This is a genomic window from Pseudomonas sp. KH_050 (assembly GCF_057838875.1).
On the sequence record NZ_CM174478.1, the window covers coordinates 711,810 to 731,136 of the forward strand.

At 57.5% G+C, this 19,327-nt stretch carries 18 protein-coding genes; 9 read left to right on the plus strand and 9 right to left on the minus strand.

What is annotated here, in order from left to right:
• Positions 1 to 160: 160 nt before the first annotated feature.
• Positions 161 to 1,285 (minus strand): methyltransferase, encoded by a 1,125-nt coding sequence (locus AC3IUA_RS03270; RefSeq protein WP_489359100.1) that lies wholly within the window; start codon positions 1,283 to 1,285, stop codon positions 161 to 163.
• A gap of 150 nt (positions 1,286 to 1,435) precedes the next feature.
• Positions 1,436 to 2,230 (minus strand): LuxR family transcriptional regulator, encoded by a 795-nt coding sequence (locus AC3IUA_RS03275; protein ID WP_489359101.1) that lies wholly within the window; start codon positions 2,228 to 2,230, stop codon positions 1,436 to 1,438.
• 440 nt (positions 2,231 to 2,670) lie between these two features.
• Here AC3IUA_RS03275 and AC3IUA_RS03280 point away from each other — a divergent pair, with 440 nt between their 5' ends.
• Positions 2,671 to 3,447 (plus strand): ferredoxin--NADP reductase, encoded by a 777-nt coding sequence (locus AC3IUA_RS03280; RefSeq protein ID WP_489359102.1) that lies wholly within the window; start codon positions 2,671 to 2,673, stop codon positions 3,445 to 3,447.
• Between the two features lie 42 nt (positions 3,448 to 3,489).
• Here AC3IUA_RS03280 and mscL read toward each other — a convergent pair whose 3' ends face one another.
• Positions 3,490 to 3,903, minus strand: a complete 414-nt coding sequence (gene mscL / locus AC3IUA_RS03285; protein ID WP_489359103.1) for a large-conductance mechanosensitive channel protein MscL — start codon at positions 3,901 to 3,903, stop codon at positions 3,490 to 3,492.
• Positions 3,904 to 4,189: 286 nt separating this feature from the next.
• Here mscL and AC3IUA_RS03290 point away from each other — a divergent pair, with 286 nt between their 5' ends.
• The 3 genes from AC3IUA_RS03290 to radA all read left to right on the plus strand — a co-directional run bounded on the left by AC3IUA_RS03290 (position 4,190) and on the right by radA (position 7,776).
• Entirely contained in the window at positions 4,190 to 5,731 is a 1,542-nt protein-coding gene (locus tag AC3IUA_RS03290; protein WP_489359104.1) for a catalase, read from the plus strand.
• A gap of 68 nt (positions 5,732 to 5,799) precedes the next feature.
• A complete protein-coding gene (locus AC3IUA_RS03295; protein WP_489359105.1) occupies positions 5,800 to 6,363 on the plus strand; it encodes an ankyrin repeat domain-containing protein in 564 nt (187 codons plus the stop codon).
• 45 nt (positions 6,364 to 6,408) lie between these two features.
• Positions 6,409 to 7,776, plus strand: a complete 1,368-nt coding sequence (gene radA / locus AC3IUA_RS03300) for a DNA repair protein RadA (protein ID WP_489359106.1) — start codon at positions 6,409 to 6,411, stop codon at positions 7,774 to 7,776.
• 24 nt (positions 7,777 to 7,800) lie between these two features.
• Here radA and AC3IUA_RS03305 read toward each other — a convergent pair whose 3' ends face one another.
• Complete coding sequence (locus AC3IUA_RS03305) at positions 7,801 to 8,169, minus strand: PilZ domain-containing protein (RefSeq protein ID WP_489359107.1); 369 nt, start codon at positions 8,167 to 8,169, stop codon at positions 7,801 to 7,803.
• 159 nt (positions 8,170 to 8,328) lie between these two features.
• On the opposite strand from AC3IUA_RS03305, the gene AC3IUA_RS03310 reads away from it, so the two are divergent.
• Positions 8,329 to 10,395, plus strand: coding sequence for a carbon starvation CstA family protein (locus AC3IUA_RS03310; RefSeq protein WP_489359108.1), 2,067 nt, complete (start codon positions 8,329 to 8,331; stop codon positions 10,393 to 10,395).
• Between the two features lie 15 nt (positions 10,396 to 10,410).
• Positions 10,411 to 10,608: a YbdD/YjiX family protein gene (locus tag AC3IUA_RS03315; RefSeq protein WP_191486254.1), complete on the plus strand. Its 198-nt coding sequence runs from the start codon at positions 10,411 to 10,413 to the stop codon at positions 10,606 to 10,608.
• 91 nt (positions 10,609 to 10,699) lie between these two features.
• On the opposite strand, the gene AC3IUA_RS03320 is transcribed toward AC3IUA_RS03315, so the two are convergent.
• Positions 10,700 to 11,332, minus strand: a complete 633-nt coding sequence (locus AC3IUA_RS03320; RefSeq protein WP_489359109.1) for a response regulator — start codon at positions 11,330 to 11,332, stop codon at positions 10,700 to 10,702.
• Positions 11,333 to 11,369: 37 nt separating this feature from the next.
• Positions 11,370 to 12,725, minus strand: coding sequence for a cache domain-containing protein (locus tag AC3IUA_RS03325; protein WP_489359110.1), 1,356 nt, complete (start codon positions 12,723 to 12,725; stop codon positions 11,370 to 11,372).
• A gap of 265 nt (positions 12,726 to 12,990) precedes the next feature.
• Between AC3IUA_RS03325 and AC3IUA_RS03330 the strand changes: the two genes are divergently transcribed.
• From AC3IUA_RS03330 to yjiA, 3 genes are all read left to right on the plus strand, one after another.
• On the plus strand, positions 12,991 to 15,048 hold the full coding sequence (locus AC3IUA_RS03330) for a carbon starvation CstA family protein (RefSeq protein WP_489359111.1): 2,058 nt from the start codon (positions 12,991 to 12,993) through the stop codon (positions 15,046 to 15,048).
• A 15-nt stretch (positions 15,049 to 15,063) separates the two neighbouring features.
• Positions 15,064 to 15,261 carry a YbdD/YjiX family protein gene (locus tag AC3IUA_RS03335; protein ID WP_489359112.1) on the plus strand — a complete coding sequence of 66 codons (198 nt, stop codon included), beginning with the start codon at positions 15,064 to 15,066 and terminating at the stop codon, positions 15,259 to 15,261.
• Positions 15,262 to 15,410: 149 nt separating this feature from the next.
• Entirely contained in the window at positions 15,411 to 16,379 is a 969-nt protein-coding gene (yjiA, locus tag AC3IUA_RS03340; protein WP_489359113.1) for a GTPase, read from the plus strand.
• An 89-nt stretch (positions 16,380 to 16,468) separates the two neighbouring features.
• On the opposite strand, the gene AC3IUA_RS03345 is transcribed toward yjiA, so the two are convergent.
• The 3 genes from AC3IUA_RS03345 to AC3IUA_RS03355 all read right to left on the minus strand — a co-directional run bounded on the left by AC3IUA_RS03345 (position 16,469) and on the right by AC3IUA_RS03355 (position 19,326).
• Positions 16,469 to 17,179 (minus strand): GntR family transcriptional regulator, encoded by a 711-nt coding sequence (locus AC3IUA_RS03345; protein ID WP_489359114.1) that lies wholly within the window; start codon positions 17,177 to 17,179, stop codon positions 16,469 to 16,471.
• 36 nt (positions 17,180 to 17,215) lie between these two features.
• Positions 17,216 to 17,929: a FadR/GntR family transcriptional regulator gene (locus tag AC3IUA_RS03350; protein WP_489359115.1), complete on the minus strand. Its 714-nt coding sequence runs from the start codon at positions 17,927 to 17,929 to the stop codon at positions 17,216 to 17,218.
• Between the two features lie 83 nt (positions 17,930 to 18,012).
• A complete protein-coding gene (locus AC3IUA_RS03355) occupies positions 18,013 to 19,326 on the minus strand; it encodes a C4-dicarboxylate transporter DctA (RefSeq protein WP_489359116.1) in 1,314 nt (437 codons plus the stop codon).
• Position 19,327 lies beyond the last annotated feature (1 nt).

The following is a 19,327-nucleotide window of genomic DNA, read 5'->3' on the forward strand; positions in this document are numbered from 1 at the left end:
GGGTTTTTTTTTGATTTGCAGGATGTACGCAATTCCGTAGGAGCTGACGAGTGAAACGAGGCTGCGATCCTTCCAGGGTCGCCGCTAAACCAAGATCAAAAGATCGCAGCCTTCGGCAGCTCCTACCACCAAGGTGTACAGCCGTGAGAAACGGGATTGGTTATTTCCGTGCTTTGAGAATCACGAACTTGGGCGTGGCCGCCACTTGCTCGACGCCGCGGAACAGTCGCGCCAGTTTACTGTGATAACCCAGATGACGATTGCCGACGATATACAGTGCGCCGCCAACCACCAGTGCTTCGCGGGCTTGCTGAAACATCCGCCAGGCGAGGAAATCGCCGACCACCTGTTGCTGGTGAAATGGCGGGTTGCACAGCACGACGTCAAGCGATTGCGGATCTTGTCCAGCCAGGCCATCGCCCGCGCGGACGATCACTTCGCGCTCGCCAAGGGCCGCGCGCCAGTTTTCGCTCGCCGATTGCACCGCCATGAAGGATTCGTCGACCAGCGTGTACCGGGCCTGAGGGTTTTGCAGCGCACTGGCGATGGCCAGTACGCCGTTACCACATCCCAGATCCGCAACCTGTGCGTTACCAAGGTTTCTCGGCAGATGCGGGAGAAACGCCCGAGTGCCAATATCCAGCCCTTCGCGGCAGAACACATTGGCATGGTTCAACAATTCGATCGCAGGCTCATCGAGGGTGTAGCGAGTCGGGTAGGGCGAGACGCTCGGTTTTTTATTTTCGGAGGTGGCGATTAACAGGCGGGCCTTTTTCATCGCCAGCGAAGCTTGTACCGGACCAATATAACGTTCCAGCAAATCGCCAGCGGCGCGGGGCAGGTGCTTGACCATGGCGCCCGCAATCACTTGGGCCCCGGGAGCCAGTTGGTCTTGCAAGCGAATCAGCTGTTCTTCCAGCAAGGCCAGGGTCTTCGGCACCCTGATCAGCACCCGGTCGAATGGTCCGGCCAGCATTGCGCTGGCGGGAACGAACGACACGGCGTCGAAGGCCCGGCCGTTGCGCACCAGGTTTTTTTCCAATGCCTGGCTGGCCAGAAACGAGTCGCCGCTGCTGATGATCTGTACATGCCCGACCAGGCTGGCGGCCAGAGCGCCGAAACTGTCGTTGAGCACCAACACCCGGGTATCTGCTGCCGGCTGTTGCTCAGCCAGATAATTGAGCAGGTATTCATCGGCTGCATCAAAGGCCTGCAAGGGTTCATTCTGTTGTTCAGGCTGGCGGATCAGGTCGAGCTGGGTGAAGGGGCTTTCGAGCAGGGGCATGGGGCGGGGACTCTGGGTAATCAACGGGGTCCCGCAGGGCCTGGGCGGCAGGGGGCTTGCGGGACTGTCTGAGTGAACTGCATCGCGGTGCCGGGCAACTCGCGTCATCACTCGGATAGGGTGGTAAATGGTACGTTTTTTTCTTCTGGATTACTTGCAGGTTTTATCGATTTGCGCAGCGCGCCTCCGTGGAGCTGTAGCTGTAGCTGTATTTGTAGCTGTCGTACAGTATGGGTTAAACAATCCCTCCATTACCGCATGGACGACGGCTGCGATCTTATTGTTGACCCCCATCTTCTTTATTGCAGTGCTCACATGGAAATTCACGGTCCGTTCCGAGAGGTTGAGAATGGTTGCGATGTCCGAGGCGGTCTTGCCTTCGGCTGACCATTTCAGGACTTCGGTTTCCCGGGGGGATAAACTGCCGGAGGTTCGAAAGGGGGAGTCACGTAGCAACTGCTCCACTACGGCAGTGTGCAAGGCATGGCAAAGCCAGATGATGTGGGCGGCCTTCTCATAGAGTTCGCTGCCACTGATGGGCTCATGGCTTCGAGAAAGGCTCAGGATGCTGCAGACCCCGCGGGGGTCATGCACTGACTGCGAAATTCCGTGGAGCATGCCTTGGTTTTGCATGTCCTCCCAATAGGCAGGGGTGTTGGCGAAGTCCTGAACATTCCAGACGATGGGAATCACCGATTGATTGCAATGCTGAACAATTGGATCGAGTGCCACGTAATTGCAAGCTTCGTATTTTTCGTTCCAGTCGCTCGAGTAATTGTTGATTCTCAGGGCCCGTGTCGGGTGATGATGTGAGTGAGCGTTCATTGTGAGCGCGCAAAACTCAAAGCCTATTTCGCGAGTCAAATTCAAGGCTATTTCAAAGACAGCGTGTAAATCATGCTCTTGATTCAACCTTCGAAGCTGGGCTTCCGTCCAGATGTCCATACGACTCTCCCTGTGTGTGCTTCGGGGTGCTGATATTGGATCCGAAATCCGAAAAACGAGTGTAGGACATGTCTTACGTGTTTAGAGTGAGTATTTTCTTCTTGAAATGGATTGTTGGGTTCTTATTTGCTTCTAAGACCGGTAAATAAAGTCAGGTTTTTTGGCATGCTACTTATCATTTAGCATGCCGGCGTTGTGTTTAGCTGAATTACCATCCAGCACTGATGGCAATAAGTCATTATTTGTGAAGAATTGTATAGCAGAAGCTGTTCTTAAGGTTTTTCCGCTACAGCGGAATAGTTAGTTAATTATTTTAGTTTAAGTTTGTTCAATCTGGCTGAATGAACTCCTCCATAGGGCGGCTATAACACTACAAACTCACGGTATTTTTCTGCCGGCCTTTGCGAGACACTGGGGTTACCTGACCCTAGGAGCGCCCCATGACCGCCAGCGCCGAAAAGTTCACCCGGCAAACCCTGCTCGACGTTCAGCCCTTGACCCCAGGCCTGTTCACTCTGCGTACCACGCGAGATTCCGGCTTCCGCTTTCAGGCTGGGCAATTCGCGCGCCTGGGTGTGTGCAAAGCCGATGGCAGCGTAGTCTGGCGGGCCTATTCCATGGTCTCTTCACCTCATGACGAATTTCTTGAGTTCTTCTCCATCGTGGTGCCAGGTGGCGAGTTCACCAGTGAGCTGAGTCGCTTGGTCGAGGGCGACACGTTGCTGGTCGACCGGCAGGCGTTCGGTTTTCTGACCCTGGATCGGTTTGCCGACGGCCGTGATCTCTGGTTGATGGCCACAGGTACCGGAGTCGCACCGTTTTTGTCGATCCTTCAAGACTTCGAAGTCTGGGAAAAATTCGAGCGAATCATCCTTGTCTACAGCGCGCGCGAAGCACAAGAACTCGCCTACCAGGAGTTGATCGCCGGGCTGGCACAGCGCGAGTACCTGGCAGAGTACGGGTATAAGCTGCAGTTCATTGCGACAGTCACCCGCGAGCAGCAGCCAGGGGCGTTGAACGGGCGGATCACCCGGCTGATCGAGAATGGCGAACTGGAACGTGTGGCTGGTGTGGGGCTGACGGCCGAGCATTCGCGGGTGATGCTCTGCGGTAACCCGCAAATGATCGATGACACGCGCAAACTGCTTAAAACGCGCGATATGCGGCTAAGCCTGAGTCGCCGGCCCGGGCAGGTTGCGGTAGAGAATTACTGGTAAACGGCGCCGTGATGGCGCCTTTTACCACGGCGACAGGTCCGTTCAGGGTCTGTTGTTCTGCACTTTGAGCAGGTCGCGGATCTCTACCAGCAGTTCCTCCTCCTTGGTCGGAACCGGTGGCAGGGTTGGCGCGACGGCCTCTTCGCGTTTTAGTCGATTGATGGCTTTGACACCCATGAAAATCGCAAAGGCGACGATCACGAAGTCGATCAGGCTTTGGATGAATTTGCCATAGGCCAGCACCACCGCCGGTGCATCGCCTTGGGCGGCCTTGAGCGTAATCGCCAGATCACTGAAGTCCACCCCACCAATCAGCAGACCAATGGGCGGCATCACCACGTCGCCTACAAATGACGAAACGATTTTGCCGAAGGCCGCACCGATGATAATACCGACGGCCATATCGACCACATTGCCTTTGACCGCGAAGGCCTTGAACTCACTTATCACGCCCATAGGTTATTCCTTGTTACAGATGAGGTTGGTGAAAGCAGTGTAATTCAGTAAAAGGTATCCTGCTCGAAACACCTGTTTACAGTGCTGCCTGTAATCGATCTGCATAACGACAAATAATTCGTAAAGTGCTATCAGGCGCACGGGAACTAACCTTTCTAATCCGGCATTCCCAGAAGCTTTACTCAATCATATTCTTACGAATTTTCTATTTATGTTTGGCCTCCCCGGTCACTAGCCTCTATGTGGGCGCACCTGGATGCGCCCTATAAAACCAGAGGAATTTCGTATGAACACCACCATGGGCCTCGGGGCTTTTCCCCTGCGTAGCACCTTGGGCATTTTGACCGTCAGCCTGCTCTCCTTTTCCGTTCAGGCCACTCCACTGACCCGTGATAACGGTGCGCAAGTGGGCGATGACCAGAACTCGCAAACCGCCGGCGCAAGCGGCCCGGTGCTGCTGCAAGACGTTCAATTGATGCAAAAGCTCCAGCGTTTCGATCGCGAACGTATTCCCGAACGTGTGGTGCATGCCCGTGGTACCGGTGCCCATGGGACGTTCACGGTAACCGACAATCTCGCAGACCTGACCAAAGCCAAGGTATTTGCCGCAGGTGAAAGAACACCCGTATTCGTTCGCTTTTCCTCGGTAGTGCATGGCAGTCATTCACCGGAAACGTTGCGCGATCCGCGAGGTTTTGCCACGAAGTTCTATACCGCGGACGGCAACTGGGATCTGGTGGGCAACAATTTTCCAACGTTCTTCATTCGCGACGCTATCAAGTTCCCGGACATGGTCCACGCGTTCAAGCCGGATCCGCGTACCAATCTGGATAATGACTCACGACGCTTTGACTTTTTTTCCCATGTTCCGGAAGCCACTCGCACGCTGACAGAGTTGTATTCCAACTCGGGTATTCCCGCCAGCTATCGAGAAATGGACGGCAATGGTGTACATGCCTACAAGTTGATCAACGCCAACGGCAACGTTCATTACGTCAAATTTCACTGGAAGAGTTTGCAAGGCATTAACAATCTGACGCCAAAAACGGTCACTGAAGTTCAGGGACAGGATTACAGTCATATGACCAATGACCTGGTGGCTCATATCAATAAAGGCGATTTCCCCAAGTGGGATTTGTACGTCCAGATTCTAAAACCGCAAGATTTGTACAAATTTGACTTCGATCCACTGGATGCAACCAAGATCTGGCCTGGCGTACCAGAGCGAAAAGTTGGACAAATGGTATTGAACCGTAATCCGAATAATGTCTTTCAGGAAACTGAACAAGTTGCCATGGCTCCGGCCAACCTTGTTCCGGGTATAGAACCGTCGGAAGATCGGTTGCTGCAGGGGCGAGTATTCTCTTATGCCGATACCCAGATGTATCGCCTCGGGGCCAACGCCATGCAATTACCGATCAATGCACCCAGGATTGCGGTGAACAATGGCAATCAGGATGGAGCACTGAATATCGGTCAGAGCAGTACAGGGGTGAACTATCAGCCGAGTCGTCTGGCGCCTCGTGAGGAGCTGCAAAGCGCGCGCTATAGCCAGCAGGCACTGACTGGCAGCACGCAACAGGCAAAAATAAGCCGTGAGCAAAACTTCAAGCAAGCGGGTGATCTTTATCGCTCGTTCAGCAAGACGCAGCGCAAGGACCTGATCGAGAGTTTCGGTGGTTCGCTGGCCACCACGGACGATGAAAGCAAGCACATCATCCTGTCTTTCCTCTACAAGGCTGATCCGGAATACGGCGCCGGCGTGGCCGCAGTCGCCCAGGGAAATCTGACCCGCGTCAAAGCACTTGCGGACAAGCTGGTGGACTGATCCCGGTGGCTTCAAACGACCTCACGCCAGGGTGGCGTGAGGTCATGGCGAAGTGGAGGAGCCAACTCATGCGTGTCTACCTGTTATCCCTGCTGTTAAGCGGTCTGTCATTCAGTGTTTGTGCCGAGTCGAAGGCAAATACTCTATTGGCCGAAGACTCCGTCGCGCTTAAAGCGCAATTGCAGAACTACTACTTCGACGCCGCTCGTCGCGGTGACGTACAGATGCTCGATAGTTTTATCGAGGCGGGCTATTCCCTTGGCACCCAGGACAGCAAGGGCTATACCGCGCTGATTCTGACGGCCTACCACGGCCACGCCGCGGCAGTGGAACGCTTGCTGACGGCCGGTGCTGACGCTTGTACTCAGGATCAGCGGGGTAATACGGCGCTGATGGGGGCCATTTTCAAAGGTGAGGTGCAGATCGCTCGTCGTCTCTTGTCAGTCGACTGCAATCCGGATCAACGCAATGGTGCGGGGCAGACGGCGGCGATGTATGCCGGTTTGTTCAAACGGGTGGAACTGCTCGATGCGCTGGCGGCCAAGGGCGCTGACCTGCATGCCGAGGACCCGGTGGGCAATAGCGCTACGCGCCTGGCCAATGGCGAAATCCGCACCGCTGCACCGCGCTGATCGCTGCCAGCTGAGCTATCATCGCGGTTTTTCGTTGGAGTTCCGATGGCCAAGGCAAAGCGCATGTACGGCTGCACCGAGTGCGGCGCAACCTTTCCCAAGTGGGGAGGCCAGTGCGGCGAGTGCGGCGCCTGGAACACGCTGACCGAAACCATGGTGGAAAGCGGTGGCGCAGCGGCCCCCAGCGGTCGTACCGGCTGGACCGGGCAGCAGGCTCAGATCAAGACCCTGGCCGAAGTCAGCGTCGAAGAGATTCCGCGCTTTTCCACGGCATCCGGTGAACTCGACCGAGTACTGGGCGGTGGTCTGGTGGACGGTTCGGTGGTGCTGATCGGTGGCGATCCGGGCATCGGCAAGTCGACCATTTTGTTGCAGACCTTGTGCAGTCTCGCGATACGTATGCCGGCGCTGTACGTCACCGGTGAAGAATCCCAGCAGCAAGTGGCCATGCGTGCCCGTCGCCTGGGACTGCCTCAGGACAAGCTGCGGGTGATGACTGAAACCTGCATCGAGACCATCATCACCACGGCGCGGGTAGAAAAGCCGAAAGTCATGGTGATCGACTCGATCCAGACGATCTTCACCGAACAGCTGCAATCGGCACCCGGCGGTGTCTCTCAGGTGCGCGAGAGTGCGGCGTTGCTGGTGCGTTACGCGAAACAGAGTGGCACCGCGATATTCCTGGTCGGTCATGTCACTAAAGAGGGCGCACTGGCCGGGCCGCGGGTACTGGAGCACATGGTCGATACCGTGCTGTATTTCGAAGGCGAATCGGATGGTCGCCTGCGTCTGCTGCGGGCGGTGAAAAACCGCTTCGGTGCAGTCAACGAACTGGGCGTGTTCGGCATGACCGACAAAGGGTTGAAGGAAGTCTCCAACCCGTCGGCGATTTTCCTGACTCGAGCGCAGGAAGAAGTGCCGGGCAGTGTGGTGATGGCAACATGGGAAGGCACCCGGCCGATGCTGGTGGAAGTCCAGGCGCTGGTGGACGATAGCCACCTGGCCAACCCGCGTCGAGTGACCCTGGGCCTGGATCAGAATCGACTGGCCATGCTCCTGGCAGTGCTGCATCGACATGGTGGCATCCCTACTCACGATCAGGATGTCTTCCTCAACGTGGTCGGCGGGGTCAAGGTATTGGAAACGGCTTCCGACCTGGCCTTGATGGCGGCGGTGATGTCCAGTTTGCGCAACCGGCCGTTGCCCCATGATCTGCTGGTGTTTGGCGAAGTGGGACTGTCTGGCGAGGTGCGGCCGGTGCCCAGCGGTCAGGAACGGCTGAAAGAAGCCGCCAAGCACGGCTTCAAGCGGGCCATCGTACCCAAGGGCAATGCGCCGAAAGAGGCGCCGCCCGGGCTGGAAATTATTGCTGTGACTCGCCTTGAGCAGGCATTGGACGCGTTGTTCGCATAGTCACCTGGCAAACTGGAGCGGTGATCAAACTTCGATCAGCGCTCCCAGTTCCCGCTCCAGCTCTTCTGCATCCCCCAGATTCAACGCAATCAGCCTTCGCAGGTGTTCGATCGATTCGAGGTTGATGTGCAGGCAGAAAAAACCCAGCCGGCCGTGATCGTCGTGGGCCAGGCTTACGTCCATCCTGACTTCGACGTCGTCGCTCAAATGTATATCCGCTGCGAAAGGTTGCGCCTCATCACCCGTCCAGGGATCTGGGCGTTGGACCAGCAGACCTTTGAGCGACAGATCAATCAACTGCACCGGCCAACGATTTTGCCCCTGGCTGAGTTCGGTTTTTGCATCGAAGGCAAAACGTTTGAAGCGGCGGCGATCTGCAGGGTGGTCGCTCATGGCGCAATCCTCTTGATGTGCGCTGACTATAGACCGGCATTTGCCAGAGTCGCTACTGGCGACGTCGAAGTGCTTCGCACTAGGGTATGGCCTTTGGTGTAATCGGGGCTAAACTCGGTTTGGCTTTATCTCAAGTCCACCCTGGCTGGAATAAAAAAGATGAAAAATAATAATAGCCTGCTCCGCCACTTACCTTGGCTGCTGCTGGCAATCCTGGGAGCCTGTGCCCTGGGCGTAGTGGCCTTGCGCCGCGGCGAGGCGATCAACGCCTTGTGGATTGTGGTCGCGGCAGTGGCCATTTATCTGGTTGCTTATCGTTACTACAGTCTGTTCATCGCTAACCATGTGATGCAGCTCGATCCGCTTCGGGCCACTCCCGCAGTGCTCAACAATGATGGCCTGGACTATGTGCCGACCAACAAACACATCCTTTTCGGTCACCACTTCGCGGCCATTGCGGGCGCGGGGCCGCTGGTCGGCCCGGTGCTGGCGGCGCAAATGGGCTACCTGCCCGGCACGCTCTGGCTGATTGCCGGGGTGGTGCTGGCCGGTGCGGTTCAGGACTTCATGGTCCTGTTCATGTCGACCCGACGCAACGGTCGCTCCCTGGGTGACATGGTCCGTGAAGAAATGGGCCGTATCCCCGGCACCATCGCGCTGTTTGGCTGCTTCCTGATCATGGTCATCATCCTCGCGGTGCTGGCGCTGATCGTGGTCAAGGCCCTGGCCGAGAGCCCGTGGGGCATTTTCACGGTGATGGCGACCATTCCGATCGCGATGTTCATGGGCATTTACATGCGCTACATCCGCCCGGGCCGCATCGGTGAAATCTCGATTGTCGGGGTGCTGTTGCTGTTGGGTTCAATCTGGCTGGGCGGGCAAATTGCCGCTGATCCGGTGTGGGCCAAAGCCTTCACCTTCACCGGAATCCAGATCACCTGGATGCTGATCGGCTACGGCTTTGTGGCCGCGGTCCTGCCGGTGTGGCTGATTCTGGCGCCGCGCGACTACCTGTCGACTTTCCTCAAGATCGGTACCATCGTTGCCTTGGCGATCGGCATTCTGATCACCATGCCCGAGCTGAAAATGCCGGCGCTGACCCAGTTCACCGACGGCACCGGACCGGTCTGGAAGGGCGGGCTGTTCCCGTTCCTGTTCATCACCATTGCCTGTGGTGCGGTGTCGGGTTTCCACGCGCTGATTGCCTCCGGAACTACCCCGAAACTGCTGGCTAACGAAAGTCATGCCCGCTACATCGGTTACGGCGGCATGCTGATGGAGTCCTTCGTGGCCATCATGGCCATGGTGGCCGCCTCGGTAATCGAACCGGGCGTCTACTTCGCGATGAACAGTCCCGCGGCTATCGTCGGTGGCGATGTGGTTGCGGTGGCCCAGACAGTCAGCAGCTGGGGCTTCGCGATTACTCCGGAAGCCCTGCAAACCGTGGCCAAGGACATCGGTGAAACCACCATCCTGGCCCGTGCCGGCGGTGCGCCGACCCTGGCGGTCGGTATCGCGCAGATCCTGCACACGCTGCTGCCGGGTGAGAACACCATGGCGTTCTGGTACCACTTCGCGATCCTGTTCGAGGCGCTGTTCATCCTGACCGCAGTCGATGCCGGCACCCGTGCCGGGCGCTTCATGCTCCAGGACTTGCTCGGTTCCTTCGTTCCGGCGCTCAAGCGTACTGAATCCTGGACCGCCAACCTGATCGCGACCGCTGGTTGCGTGGCGATGTGGGGTTACCTGCTGTATCAAGGCGTGATCGATCCGTTGGGCGGCATCAACACCCTGTGGCCACTGTTCGGTATCTCCAACCAGATGCTGGCGGGTATCGCGCTGATGCTGGCGACGGTCGTGCTGATCAAAATGAAACGCCAACGCTACGTCTGGGTCACCATGTTGCCCGCCGTGTGGCTGCTGATCTGCACCACCACCGCCGGCTTCATCAAGCTGTTCGACGCCAACCCGGCGATCGGCTTCTTGTCTCTGGCCAGGAAGTACAGCGATGCCTTGGCCAACGGTCAGATTCTGGCGCCGGCCAAGAGCATCGAACAGATGCAGCATGTGATCTACAACGCCTACACCAATGCGACCCTGACGGCATTGTTCCTGTTCGTGGTGTTCAGCATCCTGTTCTATGCGCTCAAGGTCGGTATCGCCGCCTGGGGCACCAAGGAACGCACGGATAAAGAAACGCCATTCCAGGCCCAACCGGATGCGTGATCGAGGATTGCAGACATGTTCAATGACCTGAGTCGCCTCGGTAAATACCTCGGTCAGGCCGCGCGCCTGATGGTCGGCATGCCCGACTACGACAACTACGTCGAGCATATGCAAAACAAACATCCGGACAAGCCGGTGATGACCTACGAAGCGTTCTTTCGCGAACGCCAGGAGGCTCGTTACGGCGGCAAGGGTGGTCCGAAGTGCTGCTGAGCCCTTGAAATAAGGGCAGTGTCAGATCGAACGCGTCACGCCAGTCGTGGCGCGTTTTTATTTCTGGAATCATCAGGCAGGGCGGGCATTTTCAACGAACAATCAATCCATGCTCCATCGCGTAGTTGAGCAATGCGGCAGGTTTGTCGATATTCAGTTTGCGGCGGATGCTCAGGCGGTGGGTTTCGACGGTGCGCACGCTAATGTCGAGCTCCCGAGCCATTTCCTTGTTGTTCAACCCCTGAACCATCCTCGACAGGACCTGATTTTCGCGTGGGGTCAGTTCGTTATGAGGGTGTTTCTCGGCAGCCAGTTTTTGCGCAATTTCGGCACTGTAGAAGGTACCGCCGCTGGCAATCGCTTCGATCGCTGCGATGATTTCGCGCGAAGGTGCATTTTTCAGCACATAGCCACTGGCCCCTGAACGTACGGATTCGCTCACGTACTCATGGTTGTCGTACATGCTCAATATGAGAATCTTGATCGATGGATATTGCTGGCGCAACGCTCGAGTCAGCTCCAGCCCATTCATGTCTTTCAGGCCAATATCGACCAGCAGGAGGTCAGGGAGGGTCCGACCGACCATTTCGATAGCCTCGGTGCCGCTCTCGGCTTCGCCTACTACGTCTAAAGATTCCATCACCGCCAGCAAGGCGCGGATGCCATCGCGAACCAGTGAATGATCGTCGACCAAGGCGATGCGGATCGGGTAGGGCAGGCTCATAGGGGCATTCACTCTTGTTGTTATCGAAGGATCAACTTCAGGTGTTGGTTATGGCCATGGGCAGCAGGACGTCCAGTTCACTCCTTCCAGGCACTGAATGAAGATCGAATCGGCCGCCGAAATGCTCGACCCTTTCACGTATGTTGCGCAGTCCTATACCGCCATTCAGGCGCTCGACCCGAGTGACATTAAAGCCGATACCGTCATCGATGACGATCAAGCGTAAAGCATTTCCAGAACCGTGCAGAGTGATGGATACATTGCTGGCGTGAGCGTGCCGCTCAATGTTGGTCAGGGCTTCTTGCGCGATACGGAACAAAGCAACTGCGGCACCGTCGACCAGATGACAATCGAACAGGTTGCTTTCATAGTTCACGAGCAGGCCGCTGCGCTTTTCAAATTCGGCCGCCAACTGCCCGATGGCGGCGGGCAGCCCCAGAGTGTCGAGCAGCGATGAGCGCAGGTCGTGGGAGATAGTGCGGATCTCCCCGATAGCGACACCCAAACGCTCGGAGGCCTCTCGCAAAATGCTCAGGCCATTCTCGCGACCCGCTTCCAGCACATGGCTTGCCAGTTCGAATTGAAACTTTATCGACACCAGCAACTGACTGATACCGTCATGCAGCTCACGGGACACGCGCGACCGCTCTTCTTCCTGCAGGCTGACGATTCGCTGATTGAGTCTCTGAAGCTTTTTGTCTGCCAGGCGGTGTTCACTGACGTTCAAGGTCATGCCACTGGCGAAGACCAGTAGTACAGCGACCAGCGCAACGGCTGCGATCGCCAGCATGGTTGCATAAATGCCTTGCGCGACTTCATCGCGGGCTTGTTGAGTGGCCAGTTCGACATCTTCAAGGTAGATGCCGGTGCCGAGCATCCAGCCCCAGCGTTCAAGCATGACGACATAGGCCAGTTTGTCCGTGACCTGGCCGGTCGATGGCTTCTTCCACGCGTAACGCTGGAAACCTTCTCCGGATTCAGCGCTTTTCAATAATGCCTGGATCACTGGCAAACCGTGTGGGTCGGTCATTTCCCAGAGATACTTGCCAACCAGTTCCGATTGCCGGGCGTGCATCAGACTGCGGCCCTGGCGGTCATACACAAAAAAGTAGCCATCGATACCAAAGCTGAGTTTGCTTAACTCTTCGAGTACTCGTTGCTGCGTCAGCTCATCACCCTGACCACCGGCATACAAGGGTTCGATCAAGCTTTTGGCCATTTCAACGTAGTTTTTCAGTTCCGCGCGCTTGCTGGCGAGGATGCTGTCTTCGATAAGTTGCGCCTGCTGATCACCCAGTTGGCGATTCTGGAAAATCACCAGTGCGCAAATAACTGCAACGGCCAGTATCAGCGGCAAAATACCCAAGGCTACGATTTTGTGTTTGAGCTGCATGGTGACTCCTGTCCAGGCCGGGTGGCAGTGCGGCAGGGCTGTCGGAGGGGTGTCAGGGATTGGGCATGATATGTCAAAAAGGCTTCGGTCCTACACGCGTATCGACATTGCCAGGAGCTGTCTCGGTAGTACTACGTAGAAAGGTCTTACGTAGTACTGCGGATTTCGTTATTGAGGACATGCGCGGATATTAGGCGAGCTGCGCATAACGCGGCACTTATAATAATTACCGCCGCAGTCCACCGCTGTCGGCAGGAGAGACGCAATGTCCCGTCTGGTGAAACACCTCGCCTGGTTTGCGCTGGCTGTCATTGGAGCGGTTGCGCTGAGTGTCGTGGCCTTGCGCCGCGGTGAAGCGATCAACGCCCTGTGGATCGTAGTTGCCGCAGTCGCTATCTACCTTGTTGCCTACCGCTATTACAGTCTGTTCATCGCCAAGCATGTAATGCAGCTCGATCCGCTTCGGGCCACCCCCGCAGTGCTTAACAATGATGGTCTGGACTATGTGCCGACCAACAAACATGTGCTTTTCGGTCACCACTTCGCGGCCATTGCGGGCGCGGGGCCGCTGGTCGGCCCGGTGCTGGCGGCGCAAATGGGCTACCTGCCCGGCACGCTCTGGCTGATTGCCGGAGTGGTGCTGGCGGGTGCGGTTCAGGACTTCATGGTCCTGTTCATGTCGACCCGGCGCAACGGTCGCTCCCTGGGTGACATGGTCCGTGAAGAAATGGGCCGTATCCCCGGTACCATCGCGCTGTTTGGCTGCTTCCTGATCATGGTCATCATCCTCGCGGTGCTGGCGCTGATCGTGGTCAAGGCCCTGGCCGAGAGCCCGTGGGGCATTTTCACGGTGATGGCGACCATCCCGATCGCGATGTTCATGGGCATTTACATGCGCTACATCCGCCCGGGCCGCATCGGTGAAATCTCGATTGTCGGGGTGCTGTTGCTGTTGGGTTCAATCTGGCTGGGCGGGCAAATTGCCGCTGATCCGGTGTGGGCCAAAGCCTTCACCTTCACCGGAATCCAGATCACCTGGATGCTGATCGGCTACGGCTTTGTGGCCGCGGTCCTGCCGGTGTGGCTGATTCTGGCGCCGCGCGACTACCTGTCGACTTTCCTCAAGATCGGTACCATCGTTGCCTTGGCGATCGGCATTCTGATCACCATGCCCGAGCTGAAAATGCCGGCGCTGACCCAGTTCACCGACGGCACCGGACCGGTCTGGAAGGGCGGGCTGTTCCCGTTCCTGTTCATCACCATTGCCTGTGGTGCGGTGTCGGGTTTCCACGCGCTGATTGCCTCCGGAACTACCCCGAAACTGCTGGCTAACGAAAGTCATGCCCGCTACATCGGTTACGGCGGCATGCTGATGGAGTCCTTCGTGGCCATCATGGCCATGGTGGCCGCCTCGGTAATCGAACCGGGCGTCTACTTCGCGATGAACAGTCCCGCGGCTATCGTCGGTGGCGATGTGGTTGCGGTGGCCCAGACAGTCAGCAGCTGGGGCTTCGCGATTACTCCGGAAGCCCTGCAAACCGTGGCCAAGGACATCGGTGAAACCACCATCCTGGCCCGTGCCGGCGGTGCGCCGACCCTGGCGGTTGGTATCGCGCAGATCCTGCACACGCTGCTGCCGGGTGAGAACACCATGGCGTTCTGGTACCACTTCGCGATCCTGTTCGAGGCGCTGTTCATCCTGACCGCGGTCGATGCCGGCACCCGTGCCGGGCGCTTCATGCTCCAGGACTTGCTCGGTTCCTTCGTTCCGGCGCTCAAGCGTACTGAATCCTGGACCGCCAACCTGATCGCGACCGCTGGTTGCGTGGCGATGTGGGGTTACCTGCTGTATCAAGGCGTGATCGATCCGTTGGGCGGCATCAACACCCTGTGGCCACTGTTCGGTATCTCCAACCAGATGCTGGCCGGTATCGCGCTGATGCTGGCGACGGTCGTGCTGATCAAAATGAAACGCCAACGCTACGTCTGGGTCACCATGTTGCCCGCCGTGTGGCTGCTGATCTGCACCACCACCGCCGGCTTCATCAAGCTGTTCGATGCCAACCCGGCGATCGGCTTCTTGTCTCTGGCCAGGAAGTACAGCGATGCCTTGGCCAACGGTCAGGTGCTGGCGCCGGCCAAGAGCATCGAGCAGATGCAGCACGTGATCTACAACGCCTACACCAACGCAACCCTGACGGCGCTGTTCCTGCTTGTAGTGTTCAGCATCCTGTTCTTTGCGCTCAAGGTCGGTATTGCCGCCTGGGGTACCAAGGAACGTACGGATAAAGAAGCGCCGTACCAGGCTGTACCGGATGCGTGATCGAGGATTGCAGACATGTTCAATGACCTGAGTCGCCTCGGTAAATACCTCGGTCAGGCCGCGCGCCTGATGGTCGGCATGCCCGACTACGACAACTACGTCGAGCATATGCAAACCAAGCACCCGGACAAACCGGTGATGACCTACGAAGCGTTCTTTCGCGAACGCCAGGAGGCCCGCTACGGCAGCAAGAGTGGTCCGAAGTGCTGCTGAGCCACTGATCGCGGTCATCTGATGTGATGTGTGTGGGAGCGGATTTGTATTGCGATACGACCGCCCCGGTTTAACTGTTAAACCGAGGTGATACCATCGCGAGCAATCCCGCTCCCATTTTTTATTTCGGTCATCCAGGAGAATCGAGTTTGTCCTCTCCCATCCCCGTCACAATCCTCAGCGGCTTTCTCGGCGCCGGCAAAACCACGCTGTTGCGCCATCTGCTCAAGGCCGAGCACGGCTTGAAAATTGCCGTAATCGAAAACGAATTCAGCGACGCCGGCATTGACACCCAGCTACTGGGCGACGAGCCGGTGCAAGTCATGACGCTGTCCAACGGCTGCGTCTGCTGCACCATCCACACCGATCTGACCAAGGCGCTGTACTTGCTGCTGGAGCGTCTGGACAGCGGCGAAATCGCCTTCGACCGGCTGGTGATCGAATGCACCGGGCTGGCCGATCCGGCGCCTGTTGCACAGACTTTCTTCATCGATGAAGAGCTGCGCGAGCGCTATATCCTCGACGGCATCATCACCCTGGTCGACGCGGCCCATGCCGAGCACCACCTGACCCAGACCATCGCCCAGGCGCAGATCGGCTTCGCCGACCGTTTGTTGGTGAGCAAGCGCGACTTGGTGGATGAGCAGGCCTTTACCGCACTCAGCGAACGGCTGACCCGGATTAACCGGCGCGCACCGATTCGCGTGGTCGATCACGGCAAGATCGACCTGGCCGAACTGCTGGATGTCCGCGGTTTCAATCTCAATGCCGATCTGGGCGGCGGCTTGAGCCTGCGGCCAGTGAGCAAGGCGCCGACCGTCGACCGCATCTCCAGCCTGGTGCTGCGCACTGACAAACCGCTGGATATCGACAAGCTCAGCGAGTTCATGAACGAGTTGCTGGAAGCGCACGGCAAGCAATTGCTGCGTTACAAAGGTGTGTTGAACATCGTCGGCGAGCCACGGCGCATGGTATTTCAGGGGGTGCTGAAACTTTATGGTTTCGACTGGGATACCGAGTGGGCAGAGGGCGAGGCGCGGGAAAGCGTGATCGTGTTCATTGCCGATGAGTTGCCGGAAGAGAAGATTCGCGCGGGGTTTGCGCAGGTCGAGGCGTAGGAGCTGCCGCAGGCTGCGATCTTTTGATCTTGATCTTGTGGGAGCTTGCCCGCGATGAAGACGGTTTTGCTGCCAGCGCAAAAAGTGCGTTACCCCGATACGGTGTTCGCCCTGAGCAACTTCTCCTCAAGATGATCCAGATGCTCACTCATCAGGCGTACCGCTGCCTCGATATCACCTTGCTCTACCGCATCGACAATCGCCGCATGCTCTTGCCAGGCACAGTAGCTGCAAGCCTGTTCTTCATATTGGGCGATCACCAACGAGGTCAGCGGCACCAGGCTGCCGAGAAACTGCGCCAGTGGTGCATTGCCGGCTATTTCGGCCAGTTGCAGGTGGAATTCCCCGGACAGGCGAATGGCCGGCCCACGCAGGTCGCGCTCAATGCATTCGCGTTCCTCGGCGATCAACTTGCGCAGCTGCTTGAGTTGCCCCGGGGCAGGCTTCAGGCAGGCCAGTTTGACCAGGGTGGTTTCGGTCAGCCGTCGAGCGTGCAGTATCTGCCGGGTTTGCTCTGCATCTGGCGCGGCCACCTGAGGTCGATGATTGGGGCGCAGGATGACCACCTGTTGATGGGACAAGCGCGCTAACACATGACGAATGATGCTGCGACTGACGCCAAACACCTGACCGAGGCTTTCCTCGGTGAAACGGCTGGCGGGGGCGATACGTTGTTCAAGGATGGCATCGAAAATCCGTGGGTAGATATCGTCGGCCGAAAGCTTCTTCTCACCCTGGTGCTGCAAAGGGGAGATATAAGGAACCGTGAAGTGTTGTTTCTGTGAGGCGCAGATAGTCATGGCCTGTCTCCAGTCCGGTTGCCGATACGGGATGTTCTACAGCGTTGAGCTGCCCAGATTGTCTTCCGGGATATTCAGTTCGATACTCATGCGCAGCCCTTCCTGAATAATGTGCCGACGCATTTCGGCGCTGGCCAGAGCACTGTTCTTGCTGCGGATTGCACGGACCACGGCTTCGTTTTCCTGCAGGCGTTCGGCCAGGTGCTCCGGCGAGTTACGCAGGATCTCGGCACTTTGCTTGAGCGCATTGCTGGTCTGCTGCACCACGTTCTGAAAGATCGGATTAGAGGTCAGGGTGAACAACTCTTCATGGAACGCGATGTAGGCGTTCATCCCGGCTTCACTGTCATTGGCTTCGAGCGCTTCGCGCATATCCATCAAGGTCAGGCGCAGTTGACCGACTTCCTTGCTGCTGATCGACTGCGCGACCAGCCCGACAATAAAGGGCTCAAGGGTGTAGCGCAGTTGCAGGACATCCTCGAGACTCGCGCCAGCCACGCCGGTGTCCGTGGTCTGGGTATCGTTGACGGTAGCCTCGAGTACCACAACGCCTTTGCCGGGCATGGAGCGCACCAGTCCGAGGGTTTCCAGAACAATCACTGCTTCGCGCAGGCTCGGCCGACTGATGCCCAGTTGCTCAGCGAGTTCGCGTTGCCCTGGCAACATCTCGCCAGAGCGCCACTGGCCACGAGCCAGTGCGGCGCGCAGCTTTTCTACCACTGAATTTACAACCGTCGACGAGGTGATCACTGTTCGCTCCATTGAGTTTCGCTAAAAACGCCACTTGAAGGCGCTGATTGTTGTGCCTGCCGGGGGGCAGGCACAAGGTTCGGTCAAAATTCCTGCTGGTGGGCCGGGACCGCGGACTTTCTCGACTGGAAGGTATATCCCTCCTGGCCGGACAGTACTTTGTTCGCTCGCTGAGTATCGATGTCTTTTTCCCAGCGGGCGATAGCCACGGTGGCGACACAGTTGCCGATCAAGTTAGTCAGTGCCCGGCCGATGCCCATGAACCAGTCCACCGCCAGCACCAATACCAGACCGACCACCGGAATCGCCGGGATCGCGGTCAAGGTCGCCGCCAGAATCACCAGTGCCGAGCCGGGAATACCATGGGCACCTTTGGAGGTTATCAGCGAAACCAGCAGGATGGTCAGCAGGTCGGACATGGCCAGCGGTGTGCCGGTGGCGTTGGCGATGAACACGATGGCCAGCGTCAGGTAGATCGAAAAGCCATCGAGGTTGAACGAGTAACCGGTAGGAATCACCAGCCCGACTGTCGAACTGCCAATGCCCAGGTGTTCGAGCTTGCGCATGATTTGCGGCAGTACCGCGTCGGACGAGGCTGTACCCATGACGATCAACAGCTCTTCGCGCAGGTACTTGAGAAACGGCAGCATCCGCAGGCCCGAAAGACGCATTACCAGACCGAGAATCAATGCGACGAACGCGATACAGGTCAGGTAGAACAAGGCTACCAGGCCACCCAGGTGTTGCAGCGATTCCAGGCCGTATTTGCTGGTGGTGAACGCAATGGCGCCGAACACCCCGATCGGTGCCAGACGCACGATCATGCCCATGATGCGGAAGATGACATGGCTGAGTTCATTGATCAGCCGGGAGATGCCCGAAGCAGCTTCGCCCACCAGGTTCAGTGCACTGCCGAACAGCACCGAAAACAGCAGCACTTGCAGGATGTTGTTTTCGGCAAACGCCCCGATCACCGAAGTCGGGATCAGATCCATCAGGAACTGAGTGGTGGTGTGCATGTGCTGGCTGCGCTGGGCGATGTCGCCCATGTCTGCAGTGGAGAGCTGGTCCAGATGAATATTGGCACCGCTGCCAATGCCGGTACTGAAGGCAAACACCAGACCGATCACCAGCGCGATGGTGGTCAGCACTTCAAAGTAGATCACCGACTTGAGGCCGATGCGCCCGACCTTCTTCAGGTCTCCGGCGCCGGAGATGCCGCTGACCACCACGCAGAACACGATCAGGCCGATCAGCATTTTGATCAGTTTGATAAAACCGTCACCAAGGGGTTTTAGCTGTGAGGAGTATTCGGGGAGGGTGAGGCCGCAGGCGATGCCGAGCATCAGTCCTAGGACAACCTGGAGGAAAATCGAACGCGAGCACCATCTGATCATG